Origin of the sequence: Blastococcus sp. TBT05-19, from assembly GCF_003319095.1 — a bacterium.
Taxonomy (GTDB): Bacteria; Actinomycetota; Actinomycetes; order Mycobacteriales; family Geodermatophilaceae; genus Blastococcus.
On sequence record NZ_QOHI01000007.1, the window covers coordinates 35,483 to 54,007 of the forward strand.

General features: G+C 71.8%; 20 protein-coding genes and 1 pseudogene. 12 read left to right on the forward strand and 9 right to left on the reverse strand.

Translation table 11 applies throughout. From position 1 onward, the window contains the following. Positions 1 to 17: 17 nt before the first annotated feature. From frr to rpsB, 4 genes are all read right to left on the reverse strand, one after another. Positions 18 to 575 (reverse strand): ribosome recycling factor, encoded by a 558-nt coding sequence (frr, locus tag DQ244_RS17140; protein WP_113812728.1) that lies wholly within the window; start codon positions 573 to 575, stop codon positions 18 to 20. Positions 576 to 642: 67 nt separating this feature from the next. Then, positions 643 to 1,398: a UMP kinase gene (pyrH, locus tag DQ244_RS17145; RefSeq protein ID WP_233491718.1), complete on the reverse strand. Its 756-nt coding sequence runs from the start codon at positions 1,396 to 1,398 to the stop codon at positions 643 to 645. A gap of 190 nt (positions 1,399 to 1,588) precedes the next feature. Beyond that, positions 1,589 to 2,404 carry a translation elongation factor Ts gene (tsf, locus tag DQ244_RS17150; RefSeq protein ID WP_113812730.1) on the reverse strand — a complete coding sequence of 272 codons (816 nt, stop codon included), beginning with the start codon at positions 2,402 to 2,404 and terminating at the stop codon, positions 1,589 to 1,591. Between the two features lie 103 nt (positions 2,405 to 2,507). Next, complete coding sequence (rpsB, locus tag DQ244_RS17155) at positions 2,508 to 3,440, reverse strand: 30S ribosomal protein S2 (RefSeq protein ID WP_113812731.1); 933 nt, start codon at positions 3,438 to 3,440, stop codon at positions 2,508 to 2,510. Positions 3,441 to 3,897: 457 nt separating this feature from the next. On the opposite strand from rpsB, the pseudogene DQ244_RS20105 reads away from it, so the two are divergent. Next, a pseudogene (locus DQ244_RS20105) lies at positions 3,898 to 4,212 on the forward strand (peptidoglycan DD-metalloendopeptidase family protein); the annotation flags it as partial. 61 nt (positions 4,213 to 4,273) lie between these two features. On the opposite strand, the gene DQ244_RS19995 reads toward DQ244_RS20105, so the two are convergent. Together DQ244_RS19995 and DQ244_RS17170 are read right to left on the reverse strand one after the other, a co-directional pair. Further along, positions 4,274 to 5,050 (reverse strand): class I SAM-dependent methyltransferase, encoded by a 777-nt coding sequence (locus DQ244_RS19995; RefSeq protein ID WP_113812732.1) that lies wholly within the window; start codon positions 5,048 to 5,050, stop codon positions 4,274 to 4,276. An 83-nt stretch (positions 5,051 to 5,133) separates the two neighbouring features. Then, positions 5,134 to 5,778 (reverse strand): isoprenylcysteine carboxylmethyltransferase family protein, encoded by a 645-nt coding sequence (locus DQ244_RS17170; protein ID WP_113812733.1) that lies wholly within the window; start codon positions 5,776 to 5,778, stop codon positions 5,134 to 5,136. A gap of 134 nt (positions 5,779 to 5,912) precedes the next feature. Between DQ244_RS17170 and DQ244_RS17175 the strand changes: the two genes are divergently transcribed. Next, a complete protein-coding gene (locus DQ244_RS17175; protein ID WP_113812734.1) occupies positions 5,913 to 6,284 on the forward strand; it encodes a metalloregulator ArsR/SmtB family transcription factor in 372 nt (123 codons plus the stop codon). Positions 6,285 to 6,381: 97 nt separating this feature from the next. Here DQ244_RS17175 and whiG read toward each other — a convergent pair whose 3' ends face one another. The 3 genes from whiG to dprA all read right to left on the reverse strand — a co-directional run bounded on the left by whiG (position 6,382) and on the right by dprA (position 9,477). Continuing rightward, entirely contained in the window at positions 6,382 to 7,182 is an 801-nt protein-coding gene (gene whiG, locus DQ244_RS17180) for an RNA polymerase sigma factor WhiG (RefSeq protein ID WP_113812735.1), read from the reverse strand. Positions 7,183 to 7,271: 89 nt separating this feature from the next. Next, positions 7,272 to 8,210 (reverse strand): tyrosine recombinase XerC, encoded by a 939-nt coding sequence (locus tag DQ244_RS17185; RefSeq protein ID WP_113812736.1) that lies wholly within the window; start codon positions 8,208 to 8,210, stop codon positions 7,272 to 7,274. Positions 8,211 to 8,241: 31 nt separating this feature from the next. After that, a complete protein-coding gene (dprA, locus tag DQ244_RS17190; RefSeq protein WP_113812737.1) occupies positions 8,242 to 9,477 on the reverse strand; it encodes a DNA-processing protein DprA in 1,236 nt (411 codons plus the stop codon). A gap of 147 nt (positions 9,478 to 9,624) precedes the next feature. Between dprA and DQ244_RS17195 the strand changes: the two genes are divergently transcribed. The 10 genes from DQ244_RS17195 (at position 9,625) to DQ244_RS17240 (ending at position 18,289) form a co-directional block, all read left to right on the forward strand. Further along, positions 9,625 to 11,085, forward strand: a complete 1,461-nt coding sequence (locus DQ244_RS17195; RefSeq protein WP_158544602.1) for a recombinase family protein — start codon at positions 9,625 to 9,627, stop codon at positions 11,083 to 11,085. Between the two features lie 317 nt (positions 11,086 to 11,402). Further along, positions 11,403 to 11,609, forward strand: coding sequence for a bZIP transcription factor (locus DQ244_RS17200; RefSeq protein WP_113812739.1), 207 nt, complete (start codon positions 11,403 to 11,405; stop codon positions 11,607 to 11,609). An 836-nt stretch (positions 11,610 to 12,445) separates the two neighbouring features. Continuing rightward, complete coding sequence (locus DQ244_RS17205; protein ID WP_158544604.1) at positions 12,446 to 13,966, forward strand: phage/plasmid primase, P4 family; 1,521 nt, start codon at positions 12,446 to 12,448, stop codon at positions 13,964 to 13,966. 175 nt (positions 13,967 to 14,141) lie between these two features. Continuing rightward, entirely contained in the window at positions 14,142 to 14,447 is a 306-nt protein-coding gene (locus DQ244_RS17210) for a hypothetical protein (RefSeq protein WP_113812741.1), read from the forward strand. A 97-nt stretch (positions 14,448 to 14,544) separates the two neighbouring features. Continuing rightward, positions 14,545 to 14,871 carry a hypothetical protein gene (locus tag DQ244_RS17215; protein WP_113812742.1) on the forward strand — a complete coding sequence of 109 codons (327 nt, stop codon included), beginning with the start codon at positions 14,545 to 14,547 and terminating at the stop codon, positions 14,869 to 14,871. After that, on the forward strand, positions 14,868 to 15,161 hold the full coding sequence (locus DQ244_RS17220; RefSeq protein ID WP_113812743.1) for a hypothetical protein: 294 nt from the start codon (positions 14,868 to 14,870) through the stop codon (positions 15,159 to 15,161). Before DQ244_RS17215 ends, DQ244_RS17220 begins: the two co-directional genes overlap by 4 nt. Before the next feature lie 191 nt (positions 15,162 to 15,352). Continuing rightward, positions 15,353 to 16,174, forward strand: a complete 822-nt coding sequence (locus tag DQ244_RS17225; RefSeq protein ID WP_113812744.1) for a hypothetical protein — start codon at positions 15,353 to 15,355, stop codon at positions 16,172 to 16,174. A 1,103-nt stretch (positions 16,175 to 17,277) separates the two neighbouring features. Then, complete coding sequence (locus DQ244_RS19725) at positions 17,278 to 17,673, forward strand: hypothetical protein (protein ID WP_199580455.1); 396 nt, start codon at positions 17,278 to 17,280, stop codon at positions 17,671 to 17,673. Continuing rightward, positions 17,670 to 17,852 (forward strand): hypothetical protein, encoded by a 183-nt coding sequence (locus DQ244_RS17235; protein ID WP_113812745.1) that lies wholly within the window; start codon positions 17,670 to 17,672, stop codon positions 17,850 to 17,852. The genes DQ244_RS19725 and DQ244_RS17235 overlap by 4 nt, the downstream gene beginning before the upstream one ends. 86 nt (positions 17,853 to 17,938) lie before the next feature. Beyond that, complete coding sequence (locus tag DQ244_RS17240) at positions 17,939 to 18,289, forward strand: hypothetical protein (protein WP_113812746.1); 351 nt, start codon at positions 17,939 to 17,941, stop codon at positions 18,287 to 18,289. Positions 18,290 to 18,525: the final 236 nt, after the last annotated feature.

The window sequence follows — 18,525 nt, forward strand, 5'->3', positions numbered from 1 at the left end:
TGGCAGCCGAGCTGAGGTCAGACCTCGAGGAGCTCGGCCTCCTTGTTCTTCATGGCCTCGTCGATCTGGTTGACGTGCTGCGAGGTGAGGTCGTCGAGCTCCTTCTCGGCGCGACGCACGTCGTCCTCACCGGCCTCGCCGTCCTTGGCGATGCGGTCGAGCTCCTCCTTGGCGCGGCGCCGGATGTTGCGGATCGCGACCTTGGCGTCCTCCCCCTTCGACCGGGCCTGCTTGACCAGGTCGCGACGGCGCTCCTCGGTGAGCTGCGGGAACACGACGCGGAGGATCTGGCCGTCGTTGGTGGGGTTGACGCCCAGGTCGCTGTCCCGGATGGCCCTCTCGATGGCCTGCAGCTGACCCATGTCGTAGGGCTTGATGACGGCCATGCGCGCCTCGGGCACGGTGATCGAGGCCATCTGCGGCACGGGGGTGTACGCGCCGTAGTAGTCGACCATGATCTTGCTGAACATCGAGGGCGCCGCCCGGCCGGTGCGCACCGAGCCGAGGTCCTCGCGGGCGACGGACAGGGCCTTGTCCATCCGCTCCTCGGCATCGAGCAGGGTGTCGTCGATCACGGGTCTTCCCTCCATCGGCGGCGGGACCTCCGCCGTCGTCTCTCCGGTGTGTGGGTCGGCCGGTCGGTCAGGACTCGACGGACTGGCTGATCAGCGTGCCGATCTTCTCACCTGATGCCGCCCGCGCGATGTTGCCGTCCGTCAGCAGGTTGAACACGACGATCGGCATGCGGTTCTCCATCGACAGGCTGATCGCCGTCGCGTCGGCGACCTTGAGCTCGTCGCCCAGGACCTTCGCGTAGTCCAGGTCGGTGTACATCCGGGCGTCGGGGTTGGTGCGCGGGTCGTCGTCGTAGACGCCGTCGACGCCGTTCTTGGCCATCAGCAGCACCTGGCACCCGATCTCCAGGGCGCGCTGGGCGGCGACGGTGTCGGTGGAGAAGTACGGCATGCCGGCACCCGCACCGAAGATGACCAGCCGGCCCTTCTCCAGGTGCCGGACCGCCTTGCGCGGGATGTAGGGCTCGGCGACCTGCCCCATCTCGATCGCCGTCTGCACCCGGGTCTCCAGGCCGACCTGCTCGCAGAACGCCTGCAGGGCCAGCGCGTTCATGACCGTGCCCAGCATGCCCATGTAGTCGGCCTGCCGGCGGTCCATGCCGGCCTCGGCGAGCTCGGCCCCGCGGAAGAAGTTGCCGCCGCCGACGACGACCGCCACCTGGGTGCCGCCGTGCACGACGTCGGCGAGCTGCTGGGCGATGCTGTGCACGATGCCGGAGTCCACACCGACGCTGCCGCCGCCGAAGGCCTCGCCGGAGAGCTTCAGCAGCACGCGCTTGTAGCCGTGCCCGTCGGCCGGCTCGAAGGCACTGGGCGCGGACAAGGGTGCGGTGGTGTCGGTCAAGAGTTCATCCCTCGGTCGTCTTCGTGTCGCTGGTGATCCTGCCGCACAGGCGAACGGCCCCGCTCCCGGAAGGGAGCGGGGCCGCACGCAACGTGCTGGAACGGCCGTCCTTCAGGGTCCCGCGCCGAGCCTGCGAGGCGTTGGGGGGAAGGACGGTCCTCTTACTACGTCAGTTCTGGCCGACCTCGAAGCGGGCGAACCGCTCGACGGTCAGGCCGGCCTCGTCGACGATCTGCTTGACCGTGCGCTTGGGCTCGGTGATCGACGGCTGCTCGAGCAGGACGAAGTCCTTGTAGAAGGCGTTGACGCGGCCCTCGACGATCTTGACGATCGCCTGCTCCGGCTTGCCCTCCTCCTTCGCGGTCTGCTCGGCGACGCGGCGCTCGGTCTCGACCGTCTCGGCCGGGACCTCGTCGCGGGTGAGGAAGCGCGGGCGAGCGGCGGCGATGTGCATCGCCAGGCTGCGCGCGGCCTCCTCGGAACCGCCGGAGTACTGCACCGCGACACCGATCGCCGGGGGCAGGTCGGTGGCCCGCTTGTGCAGGTAGGTGGCGGTGGCGCCCTCGAACGCTGCGAACCGCGACAGCACCAGCTTCTCGCCGATGCGGGCGGACTCGCCCTCGACGAGCGCGGCCACGGTCTGGCCGTCGACGTCGCTGCCCAGCAGGGACTCGGCGTCGGTGGCCTTGTTCGTCAGGCCGATCTCGAGCAGGCGCTCGGCCAGCGCGATGAAGTCGGCGTTCTTGGCGACGAAGTCGGTCTCGCAGTCGAGCTCGAGCAGCGCGCCGTCCTTGCTGACGACGATGCCGTTGGTCGTCGAGCGCTCGAGGCGCTTGCCGACGTCCTTGGCGCCCTTGACGCGCAGGAACTCGACGGCCTTCTCGAAGTCGCCGTCGGCCTCGGTGAGGGCCTTCTTGCAGTCCATCATCCCGGCGCCGGTGGCGTCGCGCAGACGCTTGACGTCGGCCGCAGTGAAGTCAGCCATGTTCCTTCTCCTCAGAAGTCTGGGTGCGAGGGTGAGCCTGGAAGGCCCCCTCGCAGGGGCCCACCGCGAGCGTGCGAGCGGTGGGGAGCGAGGGGGTCCTTACTCAGCCGTTCTGGGCGCCCTGGGTGCCGGTCTCGGTGCTGCCGGTCGCGGGCACGCCCTCGACCGGGGCGACCTCGGTGGCCGAGGTCGCCGGCGCCTCGGCCGGGGTCTCGGGCAGCGGGGTGGCGGCGGCCTGGTCGGCGGCGGTGCCACCGGTCAGCAGCTCCCGCTCCCAGTCGGCCAGCGGCTCGCCGGCGGCGACGGCCGGCTCGGCGCCGTCCTCGCGACCGGCGTTGGCCTGCGCGGCCGAGCGGGCCATGAGGCCCTCGGCGACCGCGTCGGCGACCACGCGGGTCAGCACGGCGATGCTGCGGATCGCGTCGTCGTTGCCCGGGATCTTGTAGTCGACCTCGTCGGGGTCGCAGTTGGTGTCCAGGATCGCGACGACCGGGATGTTCAGCTTGCGGGCCTCGCCGACGGCGATGTGCTCCTTCTTGGTGTCCACGATCCAGATGGCGCTGGGCACCTTCTTCATGTCGCGGATACCGCCGAGGGAGCGGTCGAGCTTGGCCTTCTCGCGACTGAGGACCAGCTGCTCCTTCTTGGACAGGGAGACCAGCACGCCGGTCTGCTCCATGTCCTCGATCTCCTTGAGGCGCTCGAGGCGCTTGAAGACCGTCTGGAAGTTGGTGAGCATGCCGCCCAGCCAGCGCTGGTTGACGTAGGGCATGCCGACGCGGGTGGCCTGCTCCGCGACGACCTCCTGCGCCTGACGCTTGGTGCCGACGAACAGGATCGAGCCACCGTGGGCCACGGTCTGCTTGACGAACTCGTAGGCGTTGTCGATGTACCCGAGCGTCTGCTGCAGGTCGATGATGTAGATGCCGTTGCGCTCGGTGAAGATGAAGCGCTTCATCTTCGGGTTCCAGCGACGGGTCTGGTGCCCGAAGTGGACGCCGCTGTCGAGCAGCTGCTTCATGCTGACGACTGCCATATCGCAGCCTCTCTGATGTCAGCGCGCGGCCGGGGCCGCGCGCTCTACGGTTGTCGCGGGCACCGGGTGGTGCACGCCCTGGCGTCCTGCGGCACCACTCACCCGGCTGAGCCGGGACCGAGGTGGCGACTGCCCCGCCGATCGGCGGGAAGAGGACACGCGAAGTCGACCCGTCGAGACGGGCCGTACCGGAGAGCATACGCGTCCACAGGCTGCGCTCTTCCTGCCGGTCGGAGGCGCCGGCCGTGACGGGCTGCCGGCATCGTCCACAGCCACCGGAGCGATCCACGGATCCCGGTCGACCGCTCCCCTGTGGCCCGTGCGCGGCGAGCATCGACCGGTGATCTCCCGCGCACTGCTCGTCGTCTGCCTCCTGGTGGTCGGTCTCGGGACGCCGGCGGCCGCCGCTCCCCCGCCGGTACCGCCGTGGACCGCTCCCCTGGTCGGCGAGCTCGCCGTGACCCGCCCGTTCGAGGCGCCCGCGCACGCCTACGGGCCGGGTCATCGGGGGGTCGACCTGGCCGGTACCCCGGAGGCTGTGGTGCTCGCCGCCGGCGACGGGGTCGTGGCGTTCGCGGGGATGGTCGCGGGGCGCCCGGTGGTGAGCGTCGACCATGCCGGCGGCCTGCGGACGACGTACGAGCCGGTGACCGCCGGGGTCGGCGCCGGTCAGGAGGTGCTGCGCGGGGCGCCGCTCGGGACCCTGGTCGCCGGGCATCCCGGCTGCCCCGTCGGCGCCTGCCTGCACTGGGGGCTGCGCCGGGGCGAGGAGTACCTCGACCCGTTGGCGCTCCTGCGCCCACCCGAGGTGCGGCTGCTGCCGGTGGACGGGGTCAGCTGGGTCGGCCGGCCCGCCAGATCGTCCACCGGTCGATCTCCTCGACCGGCCCGTCCGGGAGCCGCTCGCGGAGAGCGCCCACCAGCTCGGCCAGCTCGGCGTCGTCCAGCTCGTGCAGGATCGACCGGCCGGTGCGGGTGGTGATCTCCGCCAGGTACTCCTCGGGGGCGTCGTACCGCCGGCGCACCTCCCACAGCGTCGTCGCCGTGACCTCCTCGAAGCCGGCGCCGGTGAGCGCGGCGGTCAGCTCGCCGGGGTCCGGACGGCGACGGTTCTCGACCTCGAGCAGTCGCGGGAAGACCTCGAACAGCCAGCCGCGCGGGTGCGTCGCAGAGCCCGGTTGGGCGACGTCGTCGGCGGTCCGGTCCTGGACGAGGCAGGTACCGCCGGGCCGGACCACGCGGAACGCCTCGGCCGCGACCGCGGGGAGATCCGGCGTGTGGTGCACCAGGGCTCGCTCGAACACCACGTCGGCGCAGCCCTCCGCGAGGCCGGTCGCGGCGGCGTCCCCCAGCCGGAAGTCGACCCCGGGCAGGCCGCCGTGCTCGGTGCGGGCGGCGTCGAGCATCGACGCGCTCGAGTCGACGCCGAGCACCATCGCCGCGCCGAGGTCGTGCCAGCCGCGGCTGTAGATGCCGCCACCGCAGCCGACGTCCACGACGACTGCGCCGGACGGGTCGACGAGCTCGCGCACGGCGGCAGACCAGGACGGGTCGACCTGCCGTCCCGAGTAGCTGTTCCGGTTCGCGACGTCGTGGAAGTCGATCGGCACACGCACCTCCGCGGATCACCGAGCCGGTCGGTACGAACCTAGCCCGTTCCGCATCCGCACGGCGGAGTGCGTGGAGGTCCGGTTCACCCCGGGCGCGCGTCCCGGTCGGGTCGCCGCGCCTGGTGCCGTACGAGGCGGATGCGGCCGACGCCCGGAACGAAACGCCCGGTCTGCGCCGCGTAGTCGGCGTAGCGGGCACCGTGGTGGTGCAGGAGGTAGGGCTCCTCGATCGTGCGGACCTGCAACTCCACGGCCGCGACCAGTGCGACGAGCGCGGCGGCGCTGACCCAGGTCGGCACCATCAGGACCAGGCCGAGCTGCGCGAGCGCCATGGCGGTGAAGATGGGGTTACGCGCGACGGCGAACACCCCGGTGGTCACGAGGTCCGTCCGCTCGGCACGGTCGACGCCGATCCGCCACGACGCACCCATCCCGGTCTGCCCGGCGAGCGTGGCGGCGAAGCCGGCCAGCGCCACGAGGAGACCGGCGCCGGCGACGATCGGGTGCGGATCGGCAGGCACCGCGCCGGTGACGGCCAGCACCGGACCGGCAAGCCCCAGCACGATGGCGACGACGAAGAGGACGCCACCCCACCAGCCGGCGTCCGCGGGCGTGCCGGAGATGCCCTTGAACCCGGTGCTGCCGGTGCGCAGGTGCTGCACCCACGACCTGACGCCGAACAGCACGACCAGGGCGACGACGTAGAGGACCAGCGCGACGGTGCTCATGACGCCCGCTCCTCCTCGACGAGGGCCGTGCTGACAGCGGTGGGCGGCGCCGGTGCTCGGGTCATCACCCGACCAACTTAGCTGCGTAGGTGCGAAGGTATCTACCTTCACGACAACACCGGTATGGTCGGGCCGTGCACCAGGGCATCGAGGACTTCGACATGCCCGCGCCGGACGCCGTGCGGCAGGCCGCCGACGCGCTGCGCATGCTGGCCGACCCCACCCGGCTGAACATCCTGTGGGCTCTCATGCAGGGCGAGACGTCGGTCGCCTGCCTCGCGGATCTCGCGGGTACCTCCCCCACCGCCGCCAGCCAGCACCTGAGCAAGCTGCGCCTCGCCGGGCTGGTCTCCAACCGCCGCGAAGGCACCTTCATCTACTACGCGCTGGCCGACGACCACATCGGTGAGCTGGTCCGCCAGGCCCTGTCGCACGCCGATCACCGCACCGGCCACGCGAACCATCCGGGACGGGACGCCGGCGGTCGTCGGAGCCCCGCCGGCTGAGGCAGGCGCCGCGAGGGTCAGGCGATGACTACGGCGCGACTCCGCGCCGCGGTCCGCTCCTCGCTCGTTCCTCGCTGCGATGCTCCCGCAGCTGTCGTCACGCGATGTCAGCGAGCTTGGTGCGCAGGTGCAGGACGGCCTTGGTGTGCAGCTGGCAGATGCGGCTCTCGGTCACGCCGAGGACGCGGCCGATGTCGGCCAGGGTCAGGCCCTCGAAGTAGTAGAGGGAGACGACGACCTTCTCCCGCTCGGGCAGCTGCTCGACGGCGCGGGCGAGCAGCTGCCGCGCCTCGCCGTGCTCGGCCATGGCCTGCGGGTCCAGCGCTGAGGTGTCCTGCAGCGTGTCGCCGAGGCGGGGGGCGCCGCCGTCGTCGTCGGTGAGCAGCTCGTCGAGGGCGACGACGTTCACCAGCGAGAGCTGGCCGAGGAACTTGCGGATGTCGTCGACGTCCATCTCCATGGCATCGGCGACCTCCTCGTCGGTGGGAGTGCGCCGGTACTTGGCCTCGAGCTCGGCGACGGTGCGCTCGAACAGGCGGGCCTTGACGCGCACCGACCGCGGGATCCAGTCGGTGTTGCGCAGCTCGTCGATGATCGCGCCACGGATCCGCGACATGGCGTAGCTCTCGAACTTCACCTCGCGGGTCGGCTCGTAGCGGGTGATCGCGTCGATGAGGCCGAAGGTGCCGTAGGAGATGAGGTCGGCCTGCTCGACGTGCGCGGGCAGACCGCTGCCGACCCGGCCGGCGACGTACTTGACCAGCGGCGCGTAGTGCAGGATCAGCCGGTCGCGGAGCGCGGAGTCCCGGCCCTCGACGTAGCGGGTCCACAGCTCGGCCAGCATGGCGTCGGTGTCCTCGCCGGACTCGTCGAGCCGGTGGATCGTTGCCTCAGACACGGTCGCGCTCCTCGGTCGTGCTGCGGGTTCCCCGTCCGTGGCCCCGCGTGGTCATGACTGCCGGTGTACGTCGCCCGTGCCGGCCGGCCTCAGGCACGCGGATGCGCCTGGGCGTGGACCGCACGGAGCCGCTCGACCGTCACGTGCGTGTAGATCTGCGTCGTCGCGAGGCTAGCGTGGCCGAGCAGTTCCTGTACGGAGCGCAGGTCCGCGCCGCCCTCCAGGACGTGGGTCGCCGCGGAGTGACGCAGCCCGTGCGGTCCGATGTCGGGCGCACCCGGGACCCGGGCGGTGGCGGCGTGCACGGTGCGCCGCGCCTCGCGGGCGTCCAGCCGGCGGCCGCGCAGCCCCAGCAGGAGGGCCGGCCCGGAGTCGGGGGTGGCGAGCGCCGGTCGCCCCCGGGTCAGCCAAGCGTCCAGTGCACGCTCGGCGGGGACGCCGTAGGGGACGCTGCGCTCCTTGCTGCCCTTGCCGAGCACGCGCAGCAGCCGCCGGCCGCGGTCGACGTCGTCGATGTCGAGGCCGACGAGCTCGCTCACGCGGATGCCGCTGGCGTACAGCAGCTCCAGGACGACGGCGTCGCGCAGACCCACCGGCTCGTCGGCGCCGGCGGTGGAATCCACCAGGTCGCGGGCCTGCGCCGGCGCGAGCACGTCGGGCAGCGTGCGGCGGGCGCGCGGGCTGACCAGCCGCTGGCCGACGTCCTCGGGGAGCAGCTCGGCGCGGCGCAGCCAGGCGGTGAAGGAGCGGGCGCTGGCCGCGTTGCGGGCGGTCGTCGAGCGGCTGTGCCCACGCGTGCGGCCCGAGGCGAGCCAGCTGCGCAGCGTGGCGAGGTCGAGGTCGTGCGGCTGCTGTCCTCCGCGGCGGGCGAGGTGGTCCAGCATCCGCACCGCGTCACCGACGTAACCGCGGACCGTGTTCTCCGACAGGTCGCGCTGCGCGGTCAGGTGCTCCTCGTAGCCGGCCAGCGCCTCGGCCAGGGCGGGCGGCAGCCCGGCACGGACCTCGGCGGTGCTGGGACTGGGCACGGGGGCACCGTGCGTCGGCGGGTCGCGCTGGTCAAGGCGCCGCGCCGGTCGGCTTCGGTGCCGGTGCGAGCCGCCAGCCGGATCCCGTCCACTGCACGAGGTCGGCCAGTTCCAGCGCCGGGAGCACGCGGAGCACCTCCAGGACGTCGCAACCGGCGATGGCGGCCAGTCGCTCCGGCCCGACCCCGACGCGCACCGGGCAGGCGTCGAGGACCCGGACGGCGAGGTCGGAGAGCCCGTCCCGCGGCGAGGCCGGCCGTTCGGGGGGTGCGGCCAGATCGCTGCCGATGCTGCCGACGGCCTCGATGACCTGTGCTGCCGAGGTCACGAGGGTGGCGCCGGACTCAGCGTCGCGGAGCAGCTCGTGGCAGCCGACGGACATTGCGCTCGTCACCGGACCCGGGACCACCAGCACCGGGCGGCCCAGCTTCTGCGCCCGCTTCGCGGTGGCCTGCGCCCCCGATCTGGCCGCCGCCTCCACGACGACGGTGCCGCGGGTCAGTGCCGCGATCAGCCGGTTGCGCACCAGGAAGCGGTGGCGCAGCGGCGCGCAGCCTGGCGGCCACTCGCTCACCAGGAGCCCGGTCTCGGCGATCCGGTGGAACAGTGCGCCGTTCCCGGCCGGGTAGGGGCGGTCCACCCCGCAGGAGAGGACCGCGACGGTGGGCGCGCCCGCGGCGAGTGCCCCGCGGTGCGCCGCACCGTCGATGCCGAAGGCGCCACCGGAGACGACGGTCCAGCCCCGCTCGCCGAGCTGGTGCCCCAGCTCCCCGGCCACGTGCTCGCCGTAGGCCGTGGCCGCGCGAGAGCCGACGACGCCGACCGACCGCGCGGTCACCTCGTCGAGGCGCGCGGGCCCGCGGACCCACAGCGCGATCGGCGGAACCAGCGCCAGCGTGCGGTCGCTCTGGTCCGCTCGGTCGAGGGGTTCCTGCGCGGCGGCGACGGTGAGCGCGTGCAACGCCAGGTCGGGCCACTCCCCGTCCTCCGGCACGACGAGGCGTGCGCCGCACCGCTCGGCGCGACGCAGGTCGGCCGCCGTCTCGTCCTGCTCTGCCCGGGGACCGGCCAGCGACCGGATGCTCGCCGGTGCCGCACCCGACCGCAGCTGCCGTACGGCCTCGACCGGACCGACGTCCTCGACGAAGCGCCACAGATCGACGGTGCCCGGCTCCACCGCGCGGGTCAGCCAGGCCCGCGCACGGCGCACGGCAGCGTCCGCCCCGGCCGACCCCGCGGCCTCGAGGTCCTCCTCGAGGGTGTTCACGCCGCCGCCCGCTGCAGTCGCATGCCGAGGGCCTCGGCGATCTCGTCGGTTCCCGGAACCGTGAGCCCGCCGAGATCGGCGAGGGTCCAGGCGACTAGGAGGACACTCGAACGGCAGATGTTGTCCACCCGTCCCGAGGAGCCTCCCATGACCGCCAGCGCCGCGATCTACCTCCGCATCAGTGAGGACCGCACCGGCGAGGAGGCGGGAGTCACCCGCCAGCGCGAGGACTGCGAGCGCCGGGCGATGGACCGGGGCTGGGATGTAGTCGCCGTCGAGCAGGACAACGACGTCAGCGCCAAGGGACGACAGAAGCGGCCCGGCTTCGAGCGGGTCCTCCAGCTCATCGAGGACGGAGCCGTTCAGGTCGTCATCGCGTGGCACCTGGACCGGCTCCAGCGCAACCGCCGCGATGAGGTCCGGCTCTACGAACTGTGCGAGAAGCGGAAGGTCGTCGTCTCCCTTGTCCGGGGACCCGACCTGGAGTGGGAGACGCCGACCGGCCGCTACCTCGCCGACAACCTGGGCAGCCTGGCCCGCCTGGAGATCGAGCAGAAGTCCGACCGGCAGAAGCGCGCTCAGGCCCAGGCGGCCCAGGCCGGTCGCCGAGTGGGAGGCCGCAAGGCCTTCGGCTACACGCTCGGCGGCACGGAGGTCATTGAGGAAGAGGCCGCCGCCGTCTACGACGGCTACCGCGCTCTCCTCGCTGGGGAGCCTCTCGCCGAGATTGCTCGGGACTGGAACTCTCGCGGCCTCACCACGGGCCAGCGGGGCAACTCCGGCGAGCGCAAGGACGTGCCCAGCCCCTTCACCCGGAGCAGCGTCCGCGACGTCCTGCTCAACCCCCGCAACGCCGCCCTCCGCTCGCACGTCACCGAGGAGGACCGCGAGAGGGCGCGGGAGGAGAGGCGCCGCGTCTACGCCTGCGACCACGTAGTCGGACCCGCCACCTGGCCCCCCATTGTCGATGAGGGCACTTGGCGGGCAGCGGTCGATCTTCTCCGCGACCCTCGCCGCCGGACCGCTCCGGCGAACGCCCGCGCCCTCCTCACTGGGGTCGCTAGGTGCGGCACTTGCGGCGACACAGTCCACTCCGGCGGTGCAGCGATGACCCAGCCACTCCGGATCTACCGATGCCGGTCGATGAAGCATGTGAGCCGAGCCGCTGAGCCAGTGGAGGCCTATGTCTCTGCCGTCGTCGTGTCTCGCCTGAGCCGCCCGGACGCGGCGGACCTCCTGACCGACGAGTCGAAGCCCGACGTGGGGAAGCTCAGGGAAAAGGCGGTCGCCCTGCGGACGCGGCTGGACGGGGCCGCCCAGGCCTTCGCGGCGGGCGCCATCGAGCTGAGCCAGCTCACGAGGATCACCGAGGACATCAAGACCAGACTGACCGAGGTGGAGAACGAGCTGGCAGACGCGGGCCGCGTTGACGTCCTCGGGCCGCTGGTGTCCTCAGCCGACGTCCAGGCAGCCTGGGACCGGATGAGCACCGCCCGCCGCCGAGCCGTGGTCGATCTGCTCATGGTCGTCCGCCTGCACCCGCCAGGCCGTGGGACGCGGACCTTCCGACCGGAGTCCGTAGAGATCGAGTGGGTCGCCGGAGCGTGATCGTCGGGGCCTGAGCAGATCCCGGGGCTCTCGCAGACGTCCTGGGCATGCCCCGTCGCCCTGCTCCCCGCCCCGACACCGCTGGCCACATCGCCCGCGTCGTGGACTCTGCTCCCCCGCTGACCGCCGCCCAGCGTGACCGCCTGGCGGTCATTCTCCGACCCGCGTCATAGATCTGTCCTGCAAAGGAATCTTGAGCGGCGGTGAGTAACGCCGCCCCGGCTCGCAGACGTCATGGGGGAGAGACAGGTGCAGCTCTCTCCCTCGGCGCTTGCGCAGAGGAACGACCACTTCTGGTCACGGCACGAGAAGAGGAGGTGATCGATCTGCGATCCATCACGTGCGAGCGCTGCAACGACGTCGTCTACATCGGCGACCACGTCGGCAGGCCGCCGTCGTACTGCCCGCCGTGCAGGGCGGCAGCCAACGCGGCGAAGCAGCGCCGCTTCCGCGAGAAGCGTCGAAACGAGCTGACTCAGCTTCGCCAGCAGGTAGCCCAGCTCACCGCCGCCCACGCGGCCTAAGCAACACCCTGATCCCCGGCCTCGCCGTCCGCGTGCTCCCTCGCGGCGGTCCCGAGGTCGGCCCGGACGGCCAGGCGAGGTAGCGACCGCCGCGTCCGACCGCCCCCGGCGGTGTCTCTCCTCCCCCTTGGGCGGGTCAGAGAGGTGCCGCCGGGGGCACCCAAGATCCCGAGGTCGTCAGGTCTCGGAGAAGGACGCCGTCCTAGTCGGCGTCCAGGGGTCCCCTGTAGGGAAGGCCGACGCCGGTCCTCAGACCGGCGTCGGTCCCTCCCAGCGACCCCCGCATCAGGACCGAGGCTCCGCCGCGTGTAAATGCCGCGTCGAGCCGGTCCCCCACCAGACCCCGTCCTTGGCCGGACGGGGGCGTCCCCTTCGGGTGGGTGGTGGCTCCGTCGGCGGGGCCGCGACATCAAGACGCCGGGCTTGGAACCCCGGTCGTCGTCGTGGCTCTGCCGACGTCGAGCGAACCCCCCCGCCATCGGACGCCCATGCGCCAGACGCGCAGGCCACGCGGCCCTCCACGCCGCGACTCTCCCCACCCACACGGGCTTCGCCAGCCCTACATCGAAGGAACACCCATGTCCGCTACGGACTTCGCCGGTCCCGACCTCAGTCCCCGCGACTACTTCATCCACGTCTCGGGTTGCCCCGAAGACGGCCAAGACCCCGCCCTCCTCGTCGTACCGCTTCACTGCTCCGATCCGGGTAGCCACAACTCCGGCGAGCCGTGCCAAGACCGGCGCACCGACAGTCACGGCGGTTTCGTCACCTACGCCTGTCTCTCGTGTCGCCGGTCCGCTCAGCCGGTCACGGACGAGGAGTGGGAGAGCGCGGGGGTGCCCGCCACGGCCCCGGTGGACTGGCTGACCGCCGACGCCGACTCCGACCTGAGCCGAGCACGGCTCTCGCTCCAGCACATCCGCTCGCTCGGCTACGGCCTCGCCTTCGCCCACTCGGCCCCGCGAGGCGGGTGGTTGCTCGGCAGCCCCGACGGCGTCTGGTCGCCCGTGCACGTCGAGCAGGTCGTCCCGTTCATCCACGCCGTAGGCGACAAGCTCACGGACGCCGCCGACCAGCTCTGGCAGCGCGCCCGAGACGAAGGTGACAGCGACGCCTCGCGGGTGCTCCAGGCACGAGCCAACCGCCTCATGACCTCGGCCCGTGCGATGAGGCGTGCCCGCTCCATCGCCGACATCATCACTACTCTCAAGTCCCTGCCCGGCGTCGCTGCCGAGTGGACGGCTTTCGACTCGGACCCCGACGTCCTGCTGGTGGCTAACGGCGTCATCGACCTCCGCACCGGCAACCTCCGGCCCGCCAGCCTGCGAGACCGCCTCACCCGCCGCGTCGATGTCGCCTACCGCCCGGAGGCCACCGCCCCCACTTGGGAGCGCTTCCTGGACGAGGCCCTGGTGGACGAGGACGGCGAGACGGACCGCGACGTCGTGGACTTCATGCGCCGACTCACCGGATACGGCATCACCGGCCACACGCGGGAGCAGTGCTTCGCAGTCCTCTTCGGCAAGGGCGGGAACGGCAAGGGCGTCTTCACCGAGACCCTCAAGTCGATCCTCACGGCCCACACCGTGGCGACGCCGTTCTCCACCTTCGAGCAGCAGCGCCCCGGCTCCATCCCCAACGACATCGCCGCTCTCAAGGGAGCGCGCCTCGTGCTCGCTTCGGAGGGCGAGGTGGGCGCGCCGATGGCCGAGGCCACAATCAAGCGCGTCACGGGTCAGGACACGATCTCCGCCCGCTTCATGCGCGCCGAGTATTTCGAGTTCAAGCCGAGCTTCCTGATCATCCTGTCCACGAACTACAAGCCGAACTTCAAGGGGCAGGACGAGGGCCTCTGGAGGCGGGTCAAGCTCGTCCCGTTCCGCCGCTACGTCGAGCCCGACAAGCGCGACGGCCGCCTCGGGGAGAAGCTCCTGGCTGAGGCCGAGGGCATCCTGGCCTGGGCCGTCCGGGGTGCCATCGAGTGGTACGCCGACGGGCTCCAGGAGCCGGAGACCCTGAAGGCCGGGACGAGCGCCTACCGCGAGGAGTCCGACCGGCTCGGCGAGTTCCTGGCCGACCGCGTGGAAATCACCGGCGAGCGCCTGGACGTCGTCACCCTCACTGACCTCTGGAAATCCTACGAGGACTGGGCCGACGAGGTGGGTGAGGACCGGAAGTTCAGCCGTCGTCTGTTCACCACCGCCATCGGCGAGCGCGCCGGGATCACGCCGGACCGCCGCTCCAACCGGCCCATCTACCGCAACGTCCGAATCCTCCCGGTCGCCGAGCGCCTGCGCCGTGCGCACCTGGAGGCGACGGCGGAGGCCGCCGGACGCGGGCTGGCGCTGACGAGCTGACGACGCGGGGCGAGGCGGCAATCGGATGGTGTGCTTGGTGTGTTTGGTGTCCGACCTGTCATCGACCCCCTAGTGAACCGTTCCTTGGGGTGGATCTGAGACAGCACACCAAACACACCATCTCGGCCGTCTCGCCTCTCTGACCTGCACCTTCATCACCCAGAGAGCCACAGCCATGCCGACCGAACACACCACCGACGTCCTGGAATACACCACCGGCCGGGCGACCATCACCTACCTCCGCCCTGCCACCCGCGACCACGCCTATCTCGTGGACGCCCGCTGCGAGCGATGTCACCGCGACGTCCTTCACGGCGCCGGAGACGACCTGGACAACCTCGCCCTCGGCGACCGCCGAACCCACTGTGCCTGCCCTGGCTCCTACGAGCTGACCGACTCCGACGGCGTCATCCCCCGCCGCGTCGCCGAGATCCGGGCAGACCTCACGGCCCGCGAGGCCCGTCACCGGGCCGCTCACTAGCCCCTTCTCGACCGCTCTCCGACGGCGCTACCCGCCGGAGAGCACCTACCTCGGCACCACCCCGGTCCGCCGACACCTCACTAGGGAGACACACCGAATGACCCTCATCAGCCGACCCTTGCTCGCCCCCGCCGTCACCGGCGCCCCTGCCCCGGTGACCCGCCGGAGCCGTCCCGGTGACGACCTCGTTCTCGTCCGACACCGCGACCACGCCGCCGAGGCGACTCCCGACGTCGCGGACACCGGCGAGGACACGGCCCTGACCGGCTCCGATGTCGGCCGGCTTCTCGGCGAGCTGCTTCGCCGTGACGAGGACCGAGCCACCGCACTCGCCCGCGTGGAGGTCATGGGCCGGGAGATCCTCCGCGACCTGGCCGCTCTCCGAAACCAAATGAGCCGGTGGGACGTCGAGGACCAGGCGTGAGCGTCTTCGAGCGTCTCACCGTGGACCTCTACACCGACGATCCGATGCTCCTCTCCTTCCTGGAGCCCGACGAGCGGCCCGACGAGGTGACGGTCCCGACCGACATCTCCCTCACCCCGCATGAGGCCGCCCTCGTCCACGCTCTACCCCCCGGCGAGAAGGCCAGCGTCCTGGTCATCGACTGGCTGGAAGAGCGCGCCCTCGTCGTCATGGCCGAGGCCCCCGGCGAGTACGTCGCCGCCCTCCACCACGAGGCCACCGAGGAACTGGCCCGCCGTCTGCGGGCCTGACCCCTACTCCCCCGCCGCCGACTCGTAGACGGCATGCGGGGTCCGAGCGCCCGGACGGGGCGACTCCGGCGGCTTCTTCCAGAGCCGCCCCGTCTGCGTGCGCCGTCCCACCGCCAGAGGAGAAGCCCCTCTCGGCGGCCCCCACCCGACTCCGGAGAAGCCCCGGAGCCTCACCCACATAGGAGATCGACATGGCCCGCCTGCCCCGCTTCAACCCCACCCATGACGGCAAGCTCGCCTACGCCGTTTACACGTCCGAGCGCCTGACCGGTCTCCTGCCTGCTAACGAGATCGAACCTCTCGTCGCCGCCTTCAACCGTGCGGTAGCACTGGCCGCCGCTGCCGCGAAGGTCGCTGTTGCTACCCGCGATACCGCCGCCGGTTTCTGTGAGGCCGTGCGAACCTGCGAGCCCGACGACGTCGGCGTGCTCATCGAGCAGATGGCCCGAGCCATCGCCGATGCGGCTGCACACCGAGAGGCGGCCGACCTATTCGCGGCGCTCCCCGCCGACGCCCGCCGGGAGATCCTGTCTTGCATCGAGGCATCTGAGGACGACCTGTACGAGGGCCTCGCCAGCCAGCTCACCGACGTCCTGGACCGAGCGAAGCCGGTGGTCACGGCTCTCCGTGGCATCCCGGACGCCGAAGCCGCCATCGAGGCGAAGCGGACCGACCAGTGGACGGCGCTCCGGGATCTGTCCCGCGAGTACGACGAGATCGTCAGCGCTTTCCGAGCGCTGCGGGCCGCCGCCGACGACGACACGGCGATGGTTCGCCCCGCCTTCGCTGACGTCCTCTTCGGCGGCCTCGCTGCCGTGACGACGACCGACGTCCCCTTCGACGCTACGGCCACCGCCTCTCCTGAGCACCTGCGCTATGTCGTGGAGAACAGGGAGCGACTGCTGCCTCGGATCGTGCGAGCAACCGAGGCGACCAGCGTCCTCCCGATCGTCGCCGTCCCTACCCGCCGTGTGCGCGGGCAGGTGGTCACCACTTCGGCGTCGAGGGGCTGACCTACCCCCAGGCAGTCTCTGCGCGCCCCCCGAGTCGCCCAGGGTGCGCCCACGGCTCCTCGCGGCGCAGCTTCGACCGTCGATAGGCACCTGGGTGCTGGGCCGGTTAGGAGCGTCGCCAGGGCCACCCGGTGAGGCGCCGCGATTGTGGCACCTCATGTCCGTGACACGGGCGGACAAGGCGGCGGGCGCCGCTCACGTCGCCCGGCTCAACGGTTCCCAGTCTTAGCCCGCCGCGTCGAGCGGGTCGTGAGTGTCACCCTGGGATCCGTCGCTGCACTCACTAGCCGGGCGGCTCGTGGCGGGTGCTCCACGGTGGCCCGGAGACCCCTGGCGGATGTGCCCTGGGAGCGAGGCCCTGGAGCCCCCCTCTCTACGAGGCCCACCATCTGGAGACCCCATGCCCAGGGCGGCCCGCCCCTGCTCTCGTCCTGGCTGCCCTGAGATCGCCACCTTCCGAGGCATGTGCCCTGTCCATGCCCGTGAGTACGAGATCCAGCGAGGGTCCAACTCTGAGCGGGGCTACGACTCCCGCTTCCGTAGAGCCAGCCGAGCCGCCAAGCAAGGGGCGACTCATTGTGCCCGCTGCGGTGAGCCCTTCACCTCCGCTAACCCCGCGACCGGAGGCCACGTCCGAGCCGTCCGCGTCGGTGGTCGGACCTCAGATGGCATCGAGGCTCAGTGTCGCCGCTGCAACTACGGATGGCGTCGGACTGGGCTCTGACGCTCTGTGAGCCCTAGGAGCGCCGCTCTCCTCGCCCCAGCCTCTCCACTCACGGAGGGTCACGCGGGGTGGGGGGAGGCCCCCCCGAGCCCCCTCATGACACCCCGGCGGAGAGGGCGTTGCGGTGCCGGGCAGGCCAGGACTATCCCGAAAGGACCAACGCATGGCCGGATACCACGGCCGGGGCGGCCCCGCCCCAGACCCAAACGCCCTTCGCCGTGATCGCCCCAGCGACGCTGCCGGGTGGATCACCCTGCCCACCGAGGGCCGTACCGAGCCCGCGCCTGAGTTCCCGCTTCCCGCGCCTTCTCCCCGCGAGCTTGCGGTCTGGGAACAGGAGTGGACCCGCCCCCAGGCCATCCAGTGGGAGGCGCTTGGCTTGGACTACGAGGTCGGGCTCTACGTCCGCGCCTTCGTGGAGGCCGAGCTACCCGGAGCAGCCTCGACCGTCCGCAACTTCGTGCGGATGACCCGCGACAACCTCGGCCTCTCGGTCGGCGGCCTGGCCCGGAACCGATGGCGGATCGCCGGACCGACCGCCCCGGCGACGGTCACACCGATCCGGAGCAGAGCGACCACCATCCGGCCGGGCTCCAGCCGCGACCGCTTCCGGCGGTCGAGCACCTCCGCTCTCGACCTCCTGGCCCGGTGGCGCACGCAGGGCGGCGCCACTTTCGGACCGGCTACGAGGCAGCACGCCGAAGCGGTCGCCGAGCTGGCCGCCATGGGCATCGACCTCGACCCTTACGAGTACCTCGACCAGGAAGGCTCGTGACCGTGACTGATCCCCACCCGACCGACTCGCTCTCATCCCTTCGGCGGCTCAAGGAGCACCTCGACCGGGGCATCCGCCATGCCACCGGCTCGCCGATTTACGACAACGCCGTCCGCCAGCTCGCGGACCTTGGCAGCCCGCTCAACCCCTACGAGGCGATTGAGGCTGGCCTCGTCTGACCCCCGCCCCGACCGAAGGCTCCTCCTCCCGTGACCTGACGCGGGAGGCAGGGGCCTTCGCCATTCCTACGTCTTGAAGGACCCACATGACCCCCACCCCCGAGATCGACGCCGCCCGCGACGCCCTGGCCACCGCTGAGGCCGCGGTCGAGAGCCTGCGAGCCAAGCTTCGAGCGGCGCTCGCCGACCAGGACGCTCGCGGCGTCTCCGCCGGGGATCGCTCCACCGACGCCGACCAGCCCCGACGGCTCGGCTGGGCCGACGGCGTGGCCGCCGCCCGTGCCCGCTACCCGAAGGGCCGGGGCACCGGCGACGCCCCCGGCACCGCCACCCACCGGGACAGCGATGACGTCCCGGAGGCCGATGAGCCCCGCCTGACCTCCGCCGCCGACGGTCGCGCCGAGGCCCAGCGCCGCATCGCTGCCCGTGCCGCGTGACCGACGAGGGGCGGCACACGTCCACCGAGGCGGGCCGAGCCGAGGCGGCCCGCCGTCACGGCGTCACTCCAGCCGCCCGCACCCGCGAGGCGGAGCGCCTCGCGCAGGAGGAGGCGGCCCTCCGGCCCGCGTCGCTCGGCGAGCCCCTTGACGCGTTCGACTTCCGAGCGAGGTACCGGGCTCGCCGGGAGCACTACTTGCGGCGATACGTCTACTGACCCCGCCGCGTCGGCAGT

Bases quoted from the DNA above. Each gene is read 5' to 3' on its own strand.
- tsf (WP_113812730.1), bottom strand. From the start codon at position 2,404: ATGGCTGACTTCACTGCGGCCGACGTCAAGCGTCTGCGCGACGCCACC.
- rpsB (WP_113812731.1), bottom strand. From the start codon at position 3,440: ATGGCAGTCGTCAGCATGAAGCAGCTGCTCGACAGCGGCGTCCACTTC.
- DQ244_RS17170 (WP_113812733.1), bottom strand. From the start codon at position 5,778: ATGAGCACCGTCGCGCTGGTCCTCTACGTCGTCGCCCTGGTCGTGCTG.
- DQ244_RS17195 (WP_158544602.1), top strand. From the start codon at position 9,625: ATGACCGCCAGCGCCGCGATCTACCTCCGCATCAGTGAGGACCGCACC.
- DQ244_RS17210 (WP_113812741.1), top strand. From the start codon at position 14,142: ATGCCGACCGAACACACCACCGACGTCCTGGAATACACCACCGGCCGG.
- DQ244_RS17215 (WP_113812742.1), top strand. From the start codon at position 14,545: ATGACCCTCATCAGCCGACCCTTGCTCGCCCCCGCCGTCACCGGCGCC.
- DQ244_RS17225 (WP_113812744.1), top strand. From the start codon at position 15,353: ATGGCCCGCCTGCCCCGCTTCAACCCCACCCATGACGGCAAGCTCGCC.
- DQ244_RS17240 (WP_113812746.1), top strand. From the start codon at position 17,939: ATGACCCCCACCCCCGAGATCGACGCCGCCCGCGACGCCCTGGCCACC.